We start from the raw sequence: 17,353 nt of genomic DNA, 5'->3' as shown, positions 1-17,353 counted from the left end.
AGCCGACTGCCCCAGGAGGCCCACGTGATCCGCGAAGTCACCGGCATCCACCACATCCGGATGCTGTACCTGCAACTGCTGTACCGCTGCAACTTCTCGTGCCTGCACTGCTTCCACGGCGAACGGCTCACGCACGCCGACTCGTTCACCGCCGAGGAATCGGTGCGGCTCATCCGGCTCATGCGGGAGGAGTACGACACCGAGGCGGTGACCCTGCTCGGCGGCGAGCCCTTCGTGTACAAGGAGCTGCCCCAAGTCGTCCGCTACGCCCGGCAGGAGCTGGGCATGCGGGTGGAGATCTGCACCAACGGCTACCGCATCGAGCGCCGTCTCACCGAACTCGCCCCGTACATCGGGCTGTTGAGGATCTCCCTGGAAGGGGTCGGCGCCACCAACGACGCCATCCGCAGACAGGGGAGCTACCACGCGGCGCTGAGCACGCTGAACCTCGCCCGGGAACTCGGCGTGGCGACGGCGGCGACGATGACCGTGACCTCGCGGAACATCACCGAGGTACTGCCGTTGGCGCGGGTGATGCAGCGGCTCGGGGCGCGCCAACTCAAGCTGCACTGCCTCCGGTCGGTCGGCAATGCCGCCTGCCACCCCGAGCTTCTGGTCGACGACCCGGCCGCGTACACGCGCCTTCGCGAGGAGCTGCGGACGGCCCGGCTGGCCATCGAGGTCGTCCTCGACGAGGACCTCTCCGAAGGCGGGGCGCCCGAGGTGTGCGCACCCTCCGGCGGCCCTCGCGGGATCGAAAGGATCGAGGCCGACCCGCGCGGCGCGCTCACCATGTCCTGCAAGGCCGTGGGCAATGACGCACACGCGTTCTGGTACGAGAAGGACGCGGGCCGTATCGTCCACCGGCCCACCGCCGACGACGAACTCACCCTGTCCGTACCGGACGTTGTGTACGGCCGTGTCTGAACACCCGTCGTTCGAGGCCCTCGAAGGTCTGCGCGGCAGCGGAAAATCCACCGTCGCACCGTTGTTGGCGGTCGCCAGGGGGGCCGTTCTGGTCCCCACCGTGCCGGTCCTCTACCAGCCCCTGCGCCTCCAGGTGGACCTTCGGGGCAACGTCGAGGCCCGTATGTGCTTCTACCTCTCGGCGCTCTTCACCGCCGCCGAGGAGATCCGGCGTCACCTGGCCGTCGGTACCCCCGTCGTCGTCGAGAGTTACTTCGCCCGCTGCCTGGCGAACCATGACGCGCTGGGAGCCCGCCTGGGTGTCACGCTTCCGTCCGGCCTGCCGCAGCCCACCACGTACTTCCTGTCGTGCACCGAGGGCGAACGGCAGCGGCGGCTCGTCCGGCGGGCCAAGCCCACGACCCGCTGGGACGCGCTCAGCGAGGGGGTCCCGGACCGGATCACGGCCGCTTATGCCCAGTTCCCCATGCGCCGGATCGACACCACCGACCGCGACCCGGAACAGGTCGTCCGGACGATTCTCGCCGCCAGTCGAGGAGGACAACTCCGTGCCGACACAGGGTCCTTGGTGGACGCAGAGCCTTTGGGATCACACCCTCACCTTCTTCCCCCAGTTCCTCGCCGCGTTGGAGGAGCTCAGGCGTCCTGACGGCACGGTCGTGGTGGTCGGTGCGAGCGACGGCCGGCTCGTGCTGCCGCTCGCCGCCGCCGGGTACCGCGTCATCGCCGTCGAGCGCGACCCGTTCGCTCTCCGCGGGGGCGAGGTCAGCCTTCCGGGTGACAGCAAGGCGCACGCCGCCGGACTCATCGACCGGGTTGAGAAAGAGGAGTTGTCCGACCAGGTCCAGGTCATCGAGGGGGACTTCCTCAACGCCGGTCTTCCCGAGGCGGGCTGTGACGCCGTCTGGACGAGCTGTTCCTGGCACTACAGTGCCAACCATCATCGACCGCTCGCCGACTTCGTCGGCCGTATGCAGTCCCTCGTACGCGAAGGCGGGCTGTTCGGCGCGGAGTTCATGATGCCTGTCGAGCAACGGCACACGCTCGTCGAGCACTACACCTCGCCCGAGAGGCTCGCCCGCCACTTCGGTGACGACTGGGACGTCCGACTCACGCTCCGCACAGGCGAGTTCATCGAGCGCCCGCACCGGGGGCAACCCTACGAGCACACGCACCGTATGGGGCTGCTCATCGCGGCCCGTACCCGATAAGGAAGATGAACATGAAGCACGAGTACGAGGCCACGTTTCTGGACGTCGATGTCGTGGAACTCCAGGCGAGGCTCGGCGAGTTGGGGGCGGTGCAGGTCATGCCTCGTACCCTTCTGACCCGGCGGATCTTCGAGAGTGGCGCGCTCGGTCGTGGGGCCTGGGTTCGGCTTCGGGACGAAGGGGGGCGGGCGACGCTCACCGTCAAGCAGGTCAGTGATCCGGACTCGATCGACGGGACGACCGAGGTCGAGACCGAGGTGGGGGATCTCAAGGCAACGGCCGAGATTCTTCGGCTGGTCGGGCTCGTCGAGGTGCGGTACCAGGAGAACTACCGGGAGGAGTGGCGGCTCGGGGACGTCGTCTTCGACTTCGACACGTGGCCGGATCTGGCGACGTTCGTCGAGATCGAGGGGCCGGACGAGGCGGCCGTGCGGCGGGCTGCCGCGCTGCTTCAACTGGACTACGCGCAGGCGCGGTTCGGGAGTGTCGACGAGGTCTACAAGAGCGAGGCGGGGCGGGACATCCTGGCCGAGCCGACGTTGCTTTTCAGCGAGGGCGGGTGACGGAGTTCGCCGTCGAAGGACGCGGCTGATCAGGGCGTTCCCCGGTTGAACCTTGACTGTTCGGACAACGGTCCTTGGTGATCGTTGAGTTGAGTTTTTGACCTTCTTGGGGGGCGAGGCAACCGGTGTCGGAGAAACCCTGTCTCACAGGGTGCTCACAGAGCGGGTCCGATCCCAGGGGCGCGTGGGGATGCGTCGCAGTGGTACGTGGGGTGGGGTTCGGGATGCGGGTTGTTCGGTCCGGGCGTCCATGACCAGGCGCTCGCAGGCTAGGAACAGACGAGGAACCGATGACCAGTCAGCAAGACCGCAAGCAACTGAAGAAGCGCGCGGCGTTGGCCGCGGGGGCCGCGCTCACCGTGGTGGCCGCCGTCGCCGCGACCGCGCCGGGGGCGGGTGCGGCGACCGCCGCGAAGCCCGGCCAGCCTCAACTCAAGCTCGTCGCCGCGTCGAAGGCCGTCGTGCTCGACAAGTACGAGGGGGATCCGGGGGTCTACCTCGACCTCGGGACGTACCTCACCGTCGACAACGCGCCCCTCGAGTTCAAGGTGACCCGCAAGTCGTACAAGGACCAGATCGTCGCGCAACAGGTGCTGCGGGACGGCAAGAAGGTGACGACGAAGACCCTCCCGACGGGCCTCGTCAAGGACTTCAAGGGTCTGCCGGACTTCATCGAGGTGTCCGTGAAGGACGCCGCGGGCAAGGAAGTCACCACCAGCAAGGGGACGTTCTGCCCGAACAACGCGTCGGGCCGCCTGCGCCCGGACGCCCCGGCGACCTCGCACTATCCGCAGAGCTGCCCCACCAACCCCTTTACCCTGGGCTCCATTTGGGGTGTCGAGAAGGGCTGGGCGGCCAACACCGCGGCCGTGGACTACGACCGGCCGGTCAACCTCCCGGCGGGCGAGTACACCGCGAAGGCGACGGTCGCGAAGAAGTACCGCGACCTGTTCGGCATCCCCAACGACACGGCGACCGTGAAGATGACGGTCCGTGAGATCAAGGACGGCGGCGGCGAGGGCCTGCGCTCCCAGCACACCGGCCACACGGCGACGGGTACGACGGAGGGCGCGAACCACCACTACGGCCCGCGCGGCGCCGACGCCCCGACCCCGCCCGCGCTGTCCCACGCGCTCGAAGCCCGGGGCCAGGCCCACCACTTGGGCGACGGCAAGGGTCACACGGACGGCTCGCGCATCGCCCCCGGGCTGAAGGCGAACGCGGCCAAGCCGACCGGCAAGGCGGGCGCTCCCGCAGGCGTCCCGAAGCCCGACCTGCGTTCACTCCCGGCGTGGGACATCTCCATCACGGACGGCGAGGACGGCGACGTACCCGGCAAGGACTACCTCGCGTTCAGCGCGAACGTGTGGAACGCCGGTCCGGCCCCGCTCGTCGTGGACGGCTTCCGCAAGCCGGGTGCCGAACTCATGGACTCCTACCAGTACTTCTACGACGCGAACGGCAAGCAGGTCGGCTACACCCCGGCCGGCACGATGGAGTGGGACCCGCGCATCGGCCACGAGCACTGGCACTTCACGGACTTCGCGAGCTACCGCCTGCTGAGCGAGGACCGCACGAAGGAGGTCCGCAGCGGCAAGGAGGCGTTCTGCCTCGCCAACACGGACGCCGTCGACTACACGGTGAAGAACGCCAACTGGCACCCGTACAACACGGACTTGTCCACCGCCTGTGGACAGCAGAACTCGATCTCCGTGCGCGAGGTGCTGGACGTCGGCTCCGGTGACACGTACACCCAGTACCGTCCGGGCCAGTCCTTCGACGTCACGGGCCTGCCGAACGGCACGTACTACATCGAGGTCAAGGCCAACCCGGCCAACCGCCTCCAGGAGACGAACCTCAAGAACAACGTCTCCCTGCGCAAGGTCGTCCTCGGTGGCAAGGAGGGCGCGCGCACGGTCAGCGTCCCGCCGGTGGATCTGATCAACGCGCCGTAACAACAGACCAGTTGGGGCACCCTGAACCCCCCAGGGTGCCCCAACTGTTTTTTACAGCCCCAACTGTCTTACCAATTGCCTTTAGAACTCAGCCGAGTTGTTCGAGGAGTCGGGGTCGAACGAGAACCCCGTGCCGTACGACGGCCGCGCCGACACGCTCCCCTTCGCACCGGGTACGACACTGTCGACCCGCACCGTGAACGGGAAGGCGGCGCTCTCCCCCGGCTTGATCATGATCCCCAACTCGCAGGCGTACCCGGCCCCGTGCGGCGTGCACCGGTCCGGCACGCTCACCGCGCTGGTCCCGGCGGGCAGCGTCACGTCGAGGACGGCCACCGGGTCGCCGGAGCGGATGTTGGCGGCCCAGGCGGGCCCGTTGTCCGTGAGCCGTGCGGTGAGGCCGACGGTCTCCCCGGCCGCCCCGCCCTCGTAGGTCCCGGAGACCGCGAAGTCCGCCGTGTTGTCCGCGCGGAGCTGCCAGCCCGTGCCGTTGTCGGAGGGCTGCAAGTCGGTCTGCCCGGAGGCCGTGTCGACGGAGAAGTCGAACCGCTCGTCGAGGGCGTGCGGCGTGACGGTGACCTTCAGCGGCTGCGGGAGCCCGACCGTCTCGCCCGGCTGGACGACCGTGTCGAACGCGCAGGTGTAGTGGACGAGGAAGCCGTCGATGTCCTCGGACGTGCACTGCGGGTACGCCGTCGCGAGGTCGAGCCCGTACGACGTCCACATCTGGACGGTGAACCCGTTCGCGGCCTGGTCACCGTGGTTGGTGATGCTGAACGGCGCGTCGACGGTCGTCCCGGGCTGAACTCCCGTGAGATCGGCGGGAGTCGGGACACTCAGGTCCGGTCCCGTACCGACGGTGACGTCCGTCGTGAAGGAGTCGGCGGGTGCGACGAGCGTCCCGTCGGGACCGCCGGTCGCCTCGGCGCCGTACGAGATACGGCCGGTCGCACCGGCCGCCGCTCCGGCCAACGCCCGGATCTTCAGCGTCACTTGGGGCACGAACCCGGCGCGGAGGACCGGCACGTCCCCGGCGTCGCACACCGCGCTCGTCCCGCTCGGCACGCAGTTCGACGGCCACAACACCTCGGCCACACCGGCGAGTCCGGAGACGTCGACCGTCAACTTCCCGTCACTCACCGTGAAGTTGCCGTTGTCGTGGTACAGCCCCACCGGGATCGTCTGGGTCAGCGCCTCCCCCGAGGCGGGCGCGACCGTCACCGGCCGGTCCGTCGGTGCGTTGACCCACAACTGGTCGGTCTGCTCGTCGGCTTGAGCCGGTGCGACCGCCGACGCGGCGAGCACGAGCGACGCGGCGACGGCGCCGTACATACCGAATCGTCTGAAACGTGCCGAGTTCATCCAGTCCCCCTGTTGATCAGTATTGCGTGGCAGTCGATCATCGTAAGAGGCGGATGAGCTGAACGGGACGTGCGGTAGCGGACGTACTGGAAAAGAATTGGTCATCCGATGGGCAACGGAACCTGATGGCTGGGTCGTCTGTTGTGTGTGGGGTGTCCGCGCCAGGTGGAGGCGGAGCCTCGATACGAGCATGGGGGAGCGGAGGAACGGCGTGGGAAAGCGCAAGGCGGATGTCCGCCTGACCCGGCGTGGGCGGGTGCTGGCCTGGAGCGCCGGTGTCCTGTGCGTCGGCGTGCTGGGGGTCGCGGGGGCCGGGACCTGGATCTACCAGCAGCTGAACGGCAACATCACCTCCGCGGACGTCGACGACAAGCTCGGCGGCGACCGGCCCGAGAACCTCAGTCCGGGCTCGAAGAACATCATGATCGTCGGTTCCGACAGCCGTGAGGGCGCCAACTCCGGCTACGGCAACAGCAAGGACCTGACGACGATGCAGTCGGACACGCTGCTCGTCCTGCACATCCCGGCCGACCGCAAGTGGGCGTCGGTCCTGTCGTTCCCGCGCGACTCGTGGGTCCGGATTCCCGTCTGCGACAAGGGAGATGGGACCAAGTCGAAGGAACACCACTTCAAGATCAACGAGGCGTTCGCGCTGGGCGGCACGAGCGGTGAGGTCGCGGGCGCGGCGGCCTGCTCGATAAAGACCGTCGAGGAGAACACCGGTCTGCGCATCGACCACTTCATGTCCATCGACTTCTCCGGCTTCAAGGGGATGGTCGACGCGCTGGACGGCATCGAGGTGTGCCCGAAGACCGCGATCGACTCCCCCAAGGCCAAGTTGAAACTTCCGGCGGGCTGCCAGACCATCGACGGCGAGACGTCCCTCGGCTACGTCCGGGCGCGCTACGGCGTCGGCGACAACTCCGACATCGGACGCATCGGCCGCCAGCAGGAGTTCATGGACGCGCTCGCGAAGAAGGCCAAGTCGAAGCTGACGAGCCCGGATGCGATGTACGGCTTCCTCAACTCGGCGACGAAATCGCTGACCGCGGACAAAGAGATGGCCGGCATCAAGCCGCTGTACGCGCTCGCGTCCGAGCTGAAGGGCATCCCCAGCGACCGGCTCGCCTTCCTCACGGTCCCCAACTACCCGCGCGAGGCGGACGTTCCGACCGACAAGGCCAACGTCGTCTGGCAGTACCCGCAGGCCGCCGACCTGTTCACCTCGCTGGCCAAGGACCAGGAGACGACGAAGGACGCGCTGACCGCGAAGACGAAGAACCTCGTGTACACGTCGTCGGTGAAGGTCCGCGTCCTCAACGGCACCGGGGTGCCCGGGCGGGCCGCCGCCGTCGCGCAGAAACTCAAGGAAAACGGTTTCACGGTCGTTTCCACCGGCAACGCGCCCTCGAACGTCGGCAAGTCGGCCGTCCAGTACGCCCAGGGCGCGGACGACACCGGCGCGCGCGCCCTCGCCACGCGGCTCGGCGGGAAGGTGACGGCGACGGCGTCCGGGAAGGCGTCCGCGGGCGTGGTGAACCTCGTCGTCGGGCCCGACCTCAGGGTCGACGACATGTACTGACCCGGCTCCATCGAGAAAGAGCCGCCCCACGTGCGTACTTGACGGTGACGGACTCACCTCCACGCAGGGGACAGGTACCACACATGAGCGCATCCGCATCGATCGGCGTCACCGGCCTCGGGGTCATGGGCCGCAACCTGGCGCGCAACTTCGCGCGGCACGGGTACACGGTCGCCGTCCACAACCGGAGCGCCGGGCGGACCCGTGCGCTCATCGAGGAGTTCGGCCACGAAGGGGACTTCGTCCCCGCCGAGAGCGCTGAGGAGTTCGTCGCGGCGCTGGAGCGGCCTCGGCGGCTGATGCTGATGGTGCAGGCGGGGGAGGCGACGGATGCGGTGATCTCGGAGTTCGCGCCGTTGCTGGAGCCGGGCGACATGATCATCGACGGGGGTAACGCGCACTTCGCGGACACCCGGCGCCGGGAAGCCGCGCTGCGCGAACAGGGCATCCATTTCGTGGGTGTTGGCGTCTCCGGCGGTGAGGAGGGCGCGTTGCACGGGCCGTCGATCATGCCGGGCGGGTCGCCGGAGTCGTACGCCGTGCTGGGCCCGATGTTCGAGGCGATCAGCGCGAAGGTCGACGGCGAGCCCTGTGCGACGCACATCGGCGCCGACGGTGCCGGGCACTTCGTGAAGATGGTGCACAACGGCATCGAGTACGCCGACATGCAGCTCATCGCGGAGGCGTACGACCTGCTGCGGCAGGTCGGCGGGTACGAGCCCGCCGAGATCGCGGGCATCTTCCAGGAGTGGAACCAGGGTCGCCTGGGGTCGTACCTGATCGAGATCACGGCCGAAGTCCTGGGCCACACCGACGCGTTGACCGGCGGACCGTTCGTCGACGTCGTCGTGGACCGCGCCGGACAGAAGGGCACCGGCCGCTGGACCGTGCAGACCGCGCTGGACCTCGCCTCCCCGGTGACGGCGATCGCGCAGGCGACCTTCGCGCGGGCCGCGTCGGGACAGACCGCGCTGCGCGCGGCGTACCGGGGCCTGCCGGGCGGCACCACCCCGCCACTGTCGCGCACCGAGGCCGCACGGTTCGCCTCGCAGGTGGAGAACGCCCTGTACGCCTCCAAGGTGATCGCGTACGACCAGGGATGGACGATGATCCAGGACGCGGCGAAGGAGTACGGCTGGGACATCGACCTCGCCGCCGTCGCCCGCATCTGGCGGGGCGGCTGCATCATCCGCGCCTCCTTCCTCGACCGCATCCGCGCCGCGTACGCCCAAGACGCCGCGCTGGTCTCGCTGTTGACCGAGAAGGAGTTCACGCAGGAGATCACGGACGCGCAGGTCCCGTGGCGGGAGATCGTCGCGACGGCCGCTCGCCGGGGCATCCCCGTACCGGCCTTCTCCGCAGCTCTCTCGTACTACGACACCCTGCGCGCCGAGCGCCTGCCCGCCGCGCTGCTCCAGGGGCAGCGGGACTACTTCGGGGCCCACACGTACGGCCGGGTGGACAAGCCGGGCGCGTTCCACACGCACTGGGCGGACGCCGAGCGGCCCGAGACCGACGAGTAGTACCCGGGTAATACCTGAGGACTACGCCCCGTAACTGGTGCGTGACGAGGGACTATTGGGCCACGGAACGCGAGCGGACCGTGGCCCTCCGTTCTTTTTCACCTCACGGGGAGGTTACGGAACACTCAACCTCTGGTAGCGGGGCGGTTATCCGGCGACGATGGGAGCATGACACCGGCCGAGCGCGCCCATGAACGCCTGGCGAGCTGGCCCGACCTCACGACGGTGACTGCCGCGTGCGGTACGGGTCCCGCCCTGCGTTCCGCGCACAGCGAGATCGTTCACTTCCACTCCGCGCACGAGGTGGACCTCCACCTGACCGGCCAGGCCATTCACCGGATCTCCCGTGATCTGCGCGCCTCCACGGCCATCCGCCTGCTCCCCGGCTCCCGTTGGGTCACGGTCCACCTGGACTGCGACTCGGACGTCGACCTCCTGATCAGTCTCGTCAGCATGGCTCTCCAGGCCCACCAGGCGGCCATACCTGAGGAGGAGGGCCCCCGCTGCAATCTGCACCGGGTGATGCTCGTACCGAGGGACGAACCGTTCGTCTGACGAGGCCGATATGACTTTGCCTTCTCTTTACAACTGACCCTCCCCCTGTCTCGTCTCTCCGCTCGATTCCACCCCGCCCGGGTGGACCGAAGAAGGAGAGCGAACGGATGCGTCGTACTCGTGGTGTGCTGGGGGCCCTGGTCCTCTCGGGTGTAGTCGTACTGACCGGCGCGGGGGCGGCGGCTGCCGCGACTCCGTCACCGGTGCCGACCGCCGCCGAGGCGCCGAGCACCGCGCCGAGTGCCGGGGACTCGACGAAGGCGCCGAGTGAGCCGAGCGCGGTGCCGAGCGTCCTGGAGCCGACCACGGCGCCTGCCAGGGACTCCGGTCAGGTGTCGGTCGTGCCGAGGGGGGCCGCCGACACGGGTGTCGGTGAGTCCTCGGGGTCCGGATCGTCGTCGTCCACGGCCCTCGTAGGCGCCGGCACCGGGGCCGTCCTGCTCGCCGGTGGCGCCTTCGTCGTCGTACGGCGTCGGCGGGCGACCGGGGAGTGACCGTGCTGTCCAGGCGGGGGTTCGCCGTGGTGGGGCTGGGGGCGCTGCTCGTGGGGTGCGGGTCGAGCGGGGAGGGGGTGAGGGTGTCGGACGGTTCCCCGGGGAAGGTTCAGGCCGCGGGGGACGGTCGTCCGAGCACCTCGGGAGGCGGCGGGGCCGGGGGCACTTCGGGGGCGGGTGGCGCTGGTACTACGGGTACTACGCCGTCCGGTTCCTCTCGTGCCGGCGGTCGCGCCGGGCTCGTACCCGTAGCTCTCAAGGTGCCCTCGATCGGGGTCGACACCTCGCTGCTCTCCCTCGGTCTCGCCTCGGACGGCACGGTCGCCGTACCGCCGGTCGTCGCGCACGACCAGGCGGGGTGGTACCGCCACTCGCCCTCGCCGGGGCAGACCGGGCCGTCCGTGATCCTCGGGCACGTCACCGTCGGGAAGTACGGGGACGGGGTCTTCCGGCGCCTGTCCGAGCTGAGGCGCGGGGACGAGGTCGTCACGCGGCTCGCCGACGGGCGGGAACCGGTGTTCCGGGTCACGGCGGTACGGACGGTCGCGAAGTCGGCGTTCCCCACCCAGGAGGTGTACGGCGATACCGCGCGGCCCGAGCTGCGGCTGATCACGTGCGGGGGGAGCCGTACCGGCGAGGGATACGCCGACAACGTGATCGTGTTCGCGGAGCTGAAGCGGGGATGAGGGGCGGGGTGGGAGGAGAGCGGGCGCCGGGGGTTGCGTCGTACGGGTATGACGCAACCCCTACCCCTAGTACCACCGTCCTCCCACCCGGCTCCCTCCCCGGACCTACCCCTCACATCCCCTGGAGAGCGTTGAAACGCCCCCGATCCCTCACCCGGTCTCGCGCACGTTCCCGTGACGAGGCCGCGTCGGAGCTGTTCGCGGCGCTGTACCCACGTCTCGCGGGCTGGTGCCGGCGGCTCGTGGACGACGACGAGACCGCGCACGAGGTCGCGTCGGAGGCGTTCACGCGCCTGTGGTCGCGGTGGACGAAGGTCGAGGAGCCGCAGGGTTTCCTGTACGTCACCGCCGCGAACCTGGTCCGGGACCACTGGCGGAAGGTCGAGCGGGAGCGCCGGGCGATGCGGCGGGCGCGGACCGAGGAGGCGCTGCGGCCCGCGCAGGAGCAGGGCGATCCGTCGGTCATGCTGCTCGTGCAGTCGCTGCCCGAGCGGCTGCGCGTCCCGATCCTGCTCCACTACTACGCTGACATGCCGATCCGGCAGGTGTCCGCCCTGACCGGACGCAAGGAGGGAACCGTCAAGGCCGACCTCCACGCGGCCCGCGAGCTGCTCCGCGCCCACCTGAGGAGAAGCCTTGACCACACGCTTTGACGCCGACGACGGCAGCGGGCGCCAAGACGACCCGCTCGTCGAGCTGTTGCGACCCCCGGCGTCCCATCTCCCGCCTCCGCCGGGCCACTTCACGGCGCTGCGCCGCAAGTCCCGGCGGCGCAAGGCGCGTACGGTGCTGGCGGCGACGGCGACCTGTGCGGCGGCGCTGCTGATCGCGCTGCCCATCGCGTCGTCGTCCTCGTCGCCTCCGGCGCGGAAGGCTCCGCCGATGGCGCCGGCGCCGACGGCCGGTCCGTCGCTCACGGACCGTACGGCGCCCACGCCCAGTCCGTCGACGGCGGCAGAGACGGAGCCGCTGGTGAGGGACTCGACGCGGCGGCCTTCGGCGCCGGACACCTCGGCCTCGGAGCCAGCGGTGCGGGACGTGTCGCCGTCGCCGTCGGCGGTGGATCCGACGACGTCCGTGGACAGGTCCCCGGTCCCGGAGAAGTCCTCGGAGGAGTCGCTGGCTCCCTCCGCCGTTCCCACGACGGCCCCGGTCGGGCGGCGACCCTGACACCCCGCGTGCCGGGGCTCCCTACGGGAGGCCGATCGGGGCTCCCGTGGTGAAGCCGGTCAGCTTCTCCGGGTTGCGGACGTAATACATGCCGTCGATCAGGGAGTCGGCGATCCTGAACGCGATCACGCCGTCCAACTCGCCGTCCAGGTGCAGCGCCAGCGCCGGGGCGCCGTTGACGAGCGTGGGGTGGGAGGTGAGTACGCCGTTCTTCGCCTGGGTGGCGAAGATGAAGCGGATGATCTTCTCCGGGCCCAACACCGGTACGCGCGCGGCCTGTTTGATGCCGCCGCCGTCCGTGAGCAGGACGACGTCCGGGGCGAGGACGTCCAACAGGCCTTGCGGGTCACCCGAGTCGAGCGCCGCGCGGAACGCATCCACCGCCGCGCGGGTCTCCCCCGGCGAGACCGTCTGCCGGGGGCGGCGGGCGTCCACGTGCTGTCGGGCTCGGTGCGCGATCTGCCGTACGGCGGCGGGGGACTTGTCGACGGCCGCCGCGATCTCGTCGTACGGCACGTCGAAGACCTCGCGCAGGACGAACACCGCGCGTTCCGTCGGCGACAGGGTCTCCAGGACCAGCATCAGCGCCATCGACATGCTCTCCGCGAGTTCGGCGTCCTGTGCGACGTCCGGGGCGGTGAGCAGGGGTTCCGGGAGCCAGGGGCCGACGTACGACTCCCTTCTTCTCGACAGGGTGCGCAGGCGGTTGAGGGCTTGGCGGGTGGTGATCCGGACGAGGTACGCGCGTTGGTCGCGCACCTCGTCCAGGTCGACCTTCACCCATCTCAACCAGGTTTCCTGGAGGACGTCTTCGGCGTCGGCGGCGGAGCCGAGCATCTCGTAGGCGACCGTGAAGAGGAGGTTGCGGTGGGCGACGAAGGCGTCGGTGGCCGGGTCGGTCATCGTGTCTCTTTCAACGGGCGGTTGCGGCGGGGGTGTTGTCGGGGTGCGCGGGGGCTTCGGGGGTGGGGCTCGCGGGGGCGGGCGCTGCGGAGTTGAGTGCTGCGGAGGCGGGTGTTGCGGGGGTCTTGAACTTCTTTGCCTCCATGGTGAGTTGCCATACCGTGCCACGGCACACGAATTCCTTGACGCGGCCTCCGGTGCGGCCCGAGACGTGCAGTTTCTTCGCCGTGTCGTCGCGCTGCGAGAACTGGAAGATGCCGGTCCTGCGGCCCAGGCTGATGCACTGGCCCGCGAACGCCACCTTCACCGGGGCGGGTTGGGCTTCCCCGATCCTGCTCAGCACCGTCTCCGCCGCCTGCGGGCCGAGTTGGACCGCCGACTGGCAGCCCATGCGGTACGGCTGTCCCGCCGGCGCCGCCGAGTCGCCCGCCGCGACGATCCTGTCGTCGTCCACGCTCGTCAGGGTGTCGTCCGTGAGGAGCCTGCCGAGGGCGTCGGTGGAGAGGCCGCTGCGCTTCGCGAGGTCGGGGACGCCGAAACCCGTTGTCCAGACGGTGAGTTCGCTCGGGATCTCCGTACCGTCTTCGAGCCGTACGGCGTGCTCGGTGACCTCCATCGCGCTCGCGCCTTCGAGGACGGTCACGCCCAGGGCCGTCAGCTGCGCCATCACCGTGTGGCGGGCCTTCGGGTGCAGGTAGGGGTTGAGTACTCCGCCGCAGATCAGCGTCGACTTCCGTCCCTGTTCCGCGAGTTCGGCCGCCATCTCGATGCCGGTGGCGCCGCCGCCGACCACGGTGACCGGGGTGTCGGGGCGGGCGGTGAGGAGCGCCTTCAGCTCGGCGGCGTCCTCCAGGGTGGCGAGCGGGTGGGCGAACTCCCTTACGCCGGGGGTGTGTTGACCGGCACCCGCGCTGCCCACGGCGTACACGAGGTAGTCGTACGAGAGGGTGCCGCTGTTGCTGGTCGCCAACTGCCTTTCGGCGGCGTCGATTCGGGTGACCGAGTCCACCAGCAGCCGCACCCTGGCGTTCAGTACCTTGCCGTACTCCACGACCGCGTCGTGCGTGCCCGCCGCCAACTGGTGCAGCCTGATCCGCTGCACGAACTCCGGCCGCGGGTTGACCAGCGTCACGGCGACGTCACCACGCTTCATCAGCCTGTTCGCCGCCATGACCCCGGCGTACCCGCCACCCACCACGACCACTTCGATGTTCCCGTTCACTGTCTCTCCTCCGCTCCAAGGGGTTCGGCATCAAGACACCGGGTGCACGAAGGTTGTGACAGCCGTGACGCAGCTCACAGCTCCGGGTCGACCCTAGGCGCCTACGTCCCTGCCCAGCACCTCGGCCGCGCGCATGAAGCCGTCCGTGCCGTGGCCGAGGGTGATGACTCTGTCGGTCAGGGACAGTGCCGCTCGCATCAAGGACGCGTCTATGCCGTGGAGTTCGGAGGTCTGGATGATGTGGGACATCGTGGAGGCGGCGGAGGTGGCCGGGTTGTCGGTGCCGGAGCCGGTGAAGTCGTCCGTGTCCGTTTCGGTGGCCGTCTGGGTGAAGATGGCCGGGAGGATGTGGGAGATGCCCGCCGCGAACGGGGCCAGGTCGCTCGCCTTGATGCCTTCCGCCCGGGCCAGGGCCAGGCCGTGGGCGTAACCCGCCATCGTGGTCCAGAAGATGTCGAGGAGAGCGATGTCGTACGCCGCGGCGCGGCCGATCTCGTCGCCGAGGTGGGTGTGGGTGCCGTTCAACGCGTCGAGTACGGGGCGGTGTTGGGCGTAGAGATCGGTGGGACCCGAGTAGAGGAACACGCCGGCCGGGGTGCCGATGACCGTGTTCTGGGTCATGATCGCGCCGTCCAGGTAGGAAATCCCTTGTACGGAGGCCCAGTTGGCGGACTCGCGGGCCCGCTCGGGGGTGTCGGCGCTCAGGTTCACCACCGTACGTCCCCGGAGCGCGGCGGCGACCGGCTCGCGCCGGAGGAACGTGTCCGCGGCGTCGTAGTTCACCACGCAGACGACGGTCAGCGGGCTCGCGGCGACCGCCTCCTCCACGGTCGCCGCGCCGACGGCTCCGCGTGCGGCCAACTCCCGTTCCCTGCCCGGGGTTCGGTTCCACACGGTCGTATGGATACCGGCGTCGAGGAACGCGCCGGCGAGGGCGCGGCCCATCGGCCCCAGGCCGAGTACGGTGACAGACTGGTCCGTGATGTCGGGCATGAGTTCGATTCCTTGGTGAGATGAACGGGGTGGACATGACGCGCAGCCGCGCCCGGGACACGAACGTCTGCGGAGTGACCGCCGCGATCTCCGTGATCGACGGCAAGTGGAAGACGCGCCTGCTCTGGCTGCTGGAGTCGGGGCCGCACCGCCCCGGTGAACTCCGTCGGCGGTCACCCGGCCTCAGCGAGAAGGTGCTGACGCAGGCGCTGCGCGAGATGGAGGCGGACGGGCTGGTGCACCGGGAAGTACACGACGTACTGCCGCTGAAGACCGAGTACTCCCTGACTCCCTTCGGCTACGACCTCTCCAAGGCCCTTTCCCCGCTTGCCGATTGGGGTTACCGGCGGCTGGAGAGGATGTCCGGGCGGCCGTCCTGACCGCCGGTGATCAGCCTCGCCCGGCCCGCTGCCCGCCGCCAAGTACCCACTTTTTTGTGGGTGCCTGGAACTCGGCGACCATGGTGGGACGGCCCAGCACCCGGAAAAAGCAGAGGACTTGATGGGAACCAGGCACGAGCTCAAGGATCTGCCCGAACACGCCGACCTCCGCCGCGCGGACTCGCTCGCGCGGGAGATCTTCTCGGACGTGGCCAACAAGTGGGCGCTGCTGGTCATCGAGGCCCTCGGTGAACGGACCCTGAGGTTCAGCGAGTTGAGGGACGAGGTCGAGGGGATCAGCCACAAGGTGCTGACCCAGAACGTGCGGATGCTGGAGCGGAACGGGCTGGTGGCGCGGACGGTCCACCCGACGATTCCACCGCGCGTCGAGTACACGCTCACCGAGCCGGGGCGGGCGCTGCGGGCGACGGTGGATCTGCTGTGCGGGTGGACGCAGACGTATCTGGGGGACATCGAGGAGGCGCGGGGGCGGTTCGAGGGGTGAAGTCCCGTACGGGGGCTTGCCTTTGACCCCCGCGTCAGGGTTTACCGTCTCCGCGCCCACTGCCTGAGGAGACCCCCTTGATGCCCTCGATCACCCGCGAAGTCCGCCTCGCCACCACTCCCCGGGGACTTCCCGTCCCCGGCGACCTCACCGTCGTCGACACTCCCCTCCCCGCTCCCACCGGCTCCCAACTCCTCGTCCGCAACCACTACTTCCTCGTCTTCGGCGGCCTCCGTACGCTCCTCGGCGGCACCGCGCAGGACACGCCCGTCCCTGTCCTGCACCCCGGCGACACGCTGTACGGACCGGCCCTCGGCGAGGTCCTCCACGCCCCCGACGACAGCCCCCTGCGCCCCGGCGACCTCGTCGCCCACCCCCTCGGCTGGCGCGAACACGCACTCGTCCCCATGGACCAGTGCACCCCCGTCGACCCCGGCTTCCCCGACCCCGTCGCCCAACTCTCCTCCGGCGGGGCGGCGTACGGCGCACTGACCCGGCTCACCGGGGTCCGCGAGGGCGACACCGTCCTCGTCACCGGCGCGGCGGGCGGGGTCGGTTCGCTGGCGGGGCAGATCGCTCGGCTGCTGGGCGCGGGGCGGGTGATCGGTACGACGGGGTCGGCGTGGAAGGCTGAGCGGTTGGTCGGGGAGTTGGGGTACGACGCTGTTGTGACCGGCGGGTCGTGGCGGGGCAACTCTGGCGCGGAGTCTGGGGAGTTGGCTCACGATGCCGTCGTGACCGACGGGTCCTGGCGGGGCAACTCCACTGTGGGTTCCGGGGAGTCCTTGCGGGTCAACCCCGGTACGGGTTCCGGAAAGTCGAGGTACGACGCCGACGGCGCCACGCGGGGCAACTCCCGGGCGGGGTACAGGGAGTTCGCCGCGCAGCTCGCCAAGGCCGCGCCGGACGGTGTCGATGTCGTCGTCGACACCGTGGGCGGGGCGCAGCTCGCCGGGGCGTTGGACGTGGCCCGGCACGGGGCCCGGTTCGCGTTGGTGGGGGCGTTGTCGGGGCAGTTCGCGGAGGAGGGGGCCGGGGGGAGTGCGCCGGTAGAGGTCGACTCGTTCCGGGTCATTCTCAAGGGGGTGTCCCTGAGGGGGTACCTCGGCGTCGACCACCCTGACGTCGAGGCGGAGTGGACCGGACGGTTCGCCGCGTGGCTGCGGGCCGGCGAGATACAGTTCCCCCTCACCCGGACGCCGGGCATCGACCAGGCCCCGCAGGCTTTGCGGAACCTGATCGAGGGGCAGCAATTCGGCACGGCTGTGGTGGAGTTGACGCCGGGGCTGTACGAGTGAGGGTCCCGTCCGGGGGAGCGGCGG

The 17,353-nt window shown here is 69.7% G+C and carries 19 protein-coding genes; 15 read left to right on the top strand and 4 right to left on the bottom strand.

Going from position 1 to position 17,353, the window contains the following annotated elements; genetic code table 11:
* Window positions 1-24: 24 nt before the first annotated feature.
* The 5 genes from J8M50_RS05430 to J8M50_RS05410 all read left to right on the top strand — a co-directional run bounded on the left by J8M50_RS05430 (window position 25) and on the right by J8M50_RS05410 (window position 4,656).
* Complete coding sequence (locus J8M50_RS05430; RefSeq protein WP_010351170.1) at window positions 25-927, top strand: radical SAM protein; 903 nt, start codon at window positions 25-27, stop codon at window positions 925-927.
* Window positions 920-1,576, top strand: a complete 657-nt coding sequence (locus J8M50_RS05425; RefSeq protein WP_029183490.1) for a hypothetical protein — start codon at window positions 920-922, stop codon at window positions 1,574-1,576. Before J8M50_RS05430 ends, J8M50_RS05425 begins: the two co-directional genes overlap by 8 nt.
* Window positions 1,554-2,138 carry a class I SAM-dependent methyltransferase gene (locus tag J8M50_RS05420; RefSeq protein WP_223786168.1) on the top strand — a complete coding sequence of 195 codons (585 nt, stop codon included), beginning with the start codon at window positions 1,554-1,556 and terminating at the stop codon, window positions 2,136-2,138. The genes J8M50_RS05425 and J8M50_RS05420 overlap by 23 nt, the downstream gene beginning before the upstream one ends.
* 11 nt (window positions 2,139-2,149) lie before the next feature.
* Window positions 2,150-2,701: a CYTH domain-containing protein gene (locus tag J8M50_RS05415; RefSeq protein ID WP_010351167.1), complete on the top strand. Its 552-nt coding sequence runs from the start codon at window positions 2,150-2,152 to the stop codon at window positions 2,699-2,701.
* Window positions 2,702-2,991: 290 nt separating this feature from the next.
* Complete coding sequence (locus J8M50_RS05410) at window positions 2,992-4,656, top strand: lysyl oxidase family protein (protein WP_010351165.1); 1,665 nt, start codon at window positions 2,992-2,994, stop codon at window positions 4,654-4,656.
* A gap of 81 nt (window positions 4,657-4,737) precedes the next feature.
* On the opposite strand, the gene J8M50_RS05405 is transcribed toward J8M50_RS05410, so the two are convergent.
* Entirely contained in the window at window positions 4,738-6,018 is a 1,281-nt protein-coding gene (locus J8M50_RS05405) for a COG1361 family protein (protein WP_223786167.1), read from the bottom strand.
* Window positions 6,019-6,208: 190 nt separating this feature from the next.
* On the opposite strand from J8M50_RS05405, the gene J8M50_RS05400 reads away from it, so the two are divergent.
* From J8M50_RS05400 to J8M50_RS05370, 7 genes are all read left to right on the top strand, one after another.
* Entirely contained in the window at window positions 6,209-7,600 is a 1,392-nt protein-coding gene (locus tag J8M50_RS05400) for an LCP family protein (protein ID WP_223786166.1), read from the top strand.
* An 83-nt stretch (window positions 7,601-7,683) separates the two neighbouring features.
* Window positions 7,684-9,123 (top strand): NADP-dependent phosphogluconate dehydrogenase, encoded by a 1,440-nt coding sequence (gene gnd, locus J8M50_RS05395; protein WP_010351162.1) that lies wholly within the window; start codon window positions 7,684-7,686, stop codon window positions 9,121-9,123.
* 168 nt (window positions 9,124-9,291) lie between these two features.
* On the top strand, window positions 9,292-9,678 hold the full coding sequence (locus tag J8M50_RS05390) for a luciferase domain-containing protein (protein WP_010351161.1): 387 nt from the start codon (window positions 9,292-9,294) through the stop codon (window positions 9,676-9,678).
* A gap of 107 nt (window positions 9,679-9,785) precedes the next feature.
* Window positions 9,786-10,172 (top strand): GVDTG sorting domain-containing protein, encoded by a 387-nt coding sequence (locus J8M50_RS05385; protein WP_029183487.1) that lies wholly within the window; start codon window positions 9,786-9,788, stop codon window positions 10,170-10,172.
* Window positions 10,169-10,858, top strand: coding sequence for a class F sortase (locus tag J8M50_RS50520; RefSeq protein ID WP_063748008.1), 690 nt, complete (start codon window positions 10,169-10,171; stop codon window positions 10,856-10,858). Before J8M50_RS05385 ends, J8M50_RS50520 begins: the two co-directional genes overlap by 4 nt.
* Before the next feature lie 131 nt (window positions 10,859-10,989).
* Window positions 10,990-11,511: an RNA polymerase sigma factor gene (locus tag J8M50_RS05375; RefSeq protein ID WP_010351155.1), complete on the top strand. Its 522-nt coding sequence runs from the start codon at window positions 10,990-10,992 to the stop codon at window positions 11,509-11,511.
* On the top strand, window positions 11,495-12,028 hold the full coding sequence (locus J8M50_RS05370) for a hypothetical protein (RefSeq protein ID WP_010351154.1): 534 nt from the start codon (window positions 11,495-11,497) through the stop codon (window positions 12,026-12,028). Before J8M50_RS05375 ends, J8M50_RS05370 begins: the two co-directional genes overlap by 17 nt.
* A 21-nt stretch (window positions 12,029-12,049) precedes the next feature.
* On the opposite strand, the gene J8M50_RS05365 is transcribed toward J8M50_RS05370, so the two are convergent.
* The 3 genes from J8M50_RS05365 to J8M50_RS05355 all read right to left on the bottom strand — a co-directional run bounded on the left by J8M50_RS05365 (window position 12,050) and on the right by J8M50_RS05355 (window position 15,146).
* A complete protein-coding gene (locus tag J8M50_RS05365) occupies window positions 12,050-12,931 on the bottom strand; it encodes an RNA polymerase sigma-70 factor (RefSeq protein WP_010351153.1) in 882 nt (293 codons plus the stop codon).
* Between the two features lie 10 nt (window positions 12,932-12,941).
* The gene (locus J8M50_RS05360; protein ID WP_010351152.1) at window positions 12,942-14,153 is read right to left on the bottom strand and encodes an NAD(P)/FAD-dependent oxidoreductase; all 1,212 of its coding nucleotides are present in this window, start codon (window positions 14,151-14,153) and stop codon (window positions 12,942-12,944) included.
* A 93-nt stretch (window positions 14,154-14,246) separates the two neighbouring features.
* Window positions 14,247-15,146 (bottom strand): NAD(P)-dependent oxidoreductase, encoded by a 900-nt coding sequence (locus J8M50_RS05355; RefSeq protein ID WP_010351151.1) that lies wholly within the window; start codon window positions 15,144-15,146, stop codon window positions 14,247-14,249.
* 35 nt (window positions 15,147-15,181) lie between these two features.
* On the opposite strand from J8M50_RS05355, the gene J8M50_RS05350 reads away from it, so the two are divergent.
* The 3 genes from J8M50_RS05350 to J8M50_RS05340 all read left to right on the top strand — a co-directional run bounded on the left by J8M50_RS05350 (window position 15,182) and on the right by J8M50_RS05340 (window position 17,329).
* A complete protein-coding gene (locus J8M50_RS05350) occupies window positions 15,182-15,526 on the top strand; it encodes a winged helix-turn-helix transcriptional regulator (protein WP_029183485.1) in 345 nt (114 codons plus the stop codon).
* A gap of 121 nt (window positions 15,527-15,647) precedes the next feature.
* Window positions 15,648-16,031, top strand: coding sequence for a winged helix-turn-helix transcriptional regulator (locus J8M50_RS05345; RefSeq protein WP_010351149.1), 384 nt, complete (start codon window positions 15,648-15,650; stop codon window positions 16,029-16,031).
* A gap of 80 nt (window positions 16,032-16,111) precedes the next feature.
* Window positions 16,112-17,329 (top strand): MDR family NADP-dependent oxidoreductase, encoded by a 1,218-nt coding sequence (locus tag J8M50_RS05340; protein ID WP_010351148.1) that lies wholly within the window; start codon window positions 16,112-16,114, stop codon window positions 17,327-17,329.
* Window positions 17,330-17,353: the final 24 nt, after the last annotated feature.

It is taken from the genome of Streptomyces acidiscabies, from assembly GCF_020010905.1.
Classification (GTDB): Bacteria; Actinomycetota; Actinomycetes; order Streptomycetales; family Streptomycetaceae; genus Streptomyces; species Streptomyces acidiscabies.
Note: the sequence above shows the minus strand (reverse complement) of the source record. Positions and strands in the feature narration are given on the sequence as shown.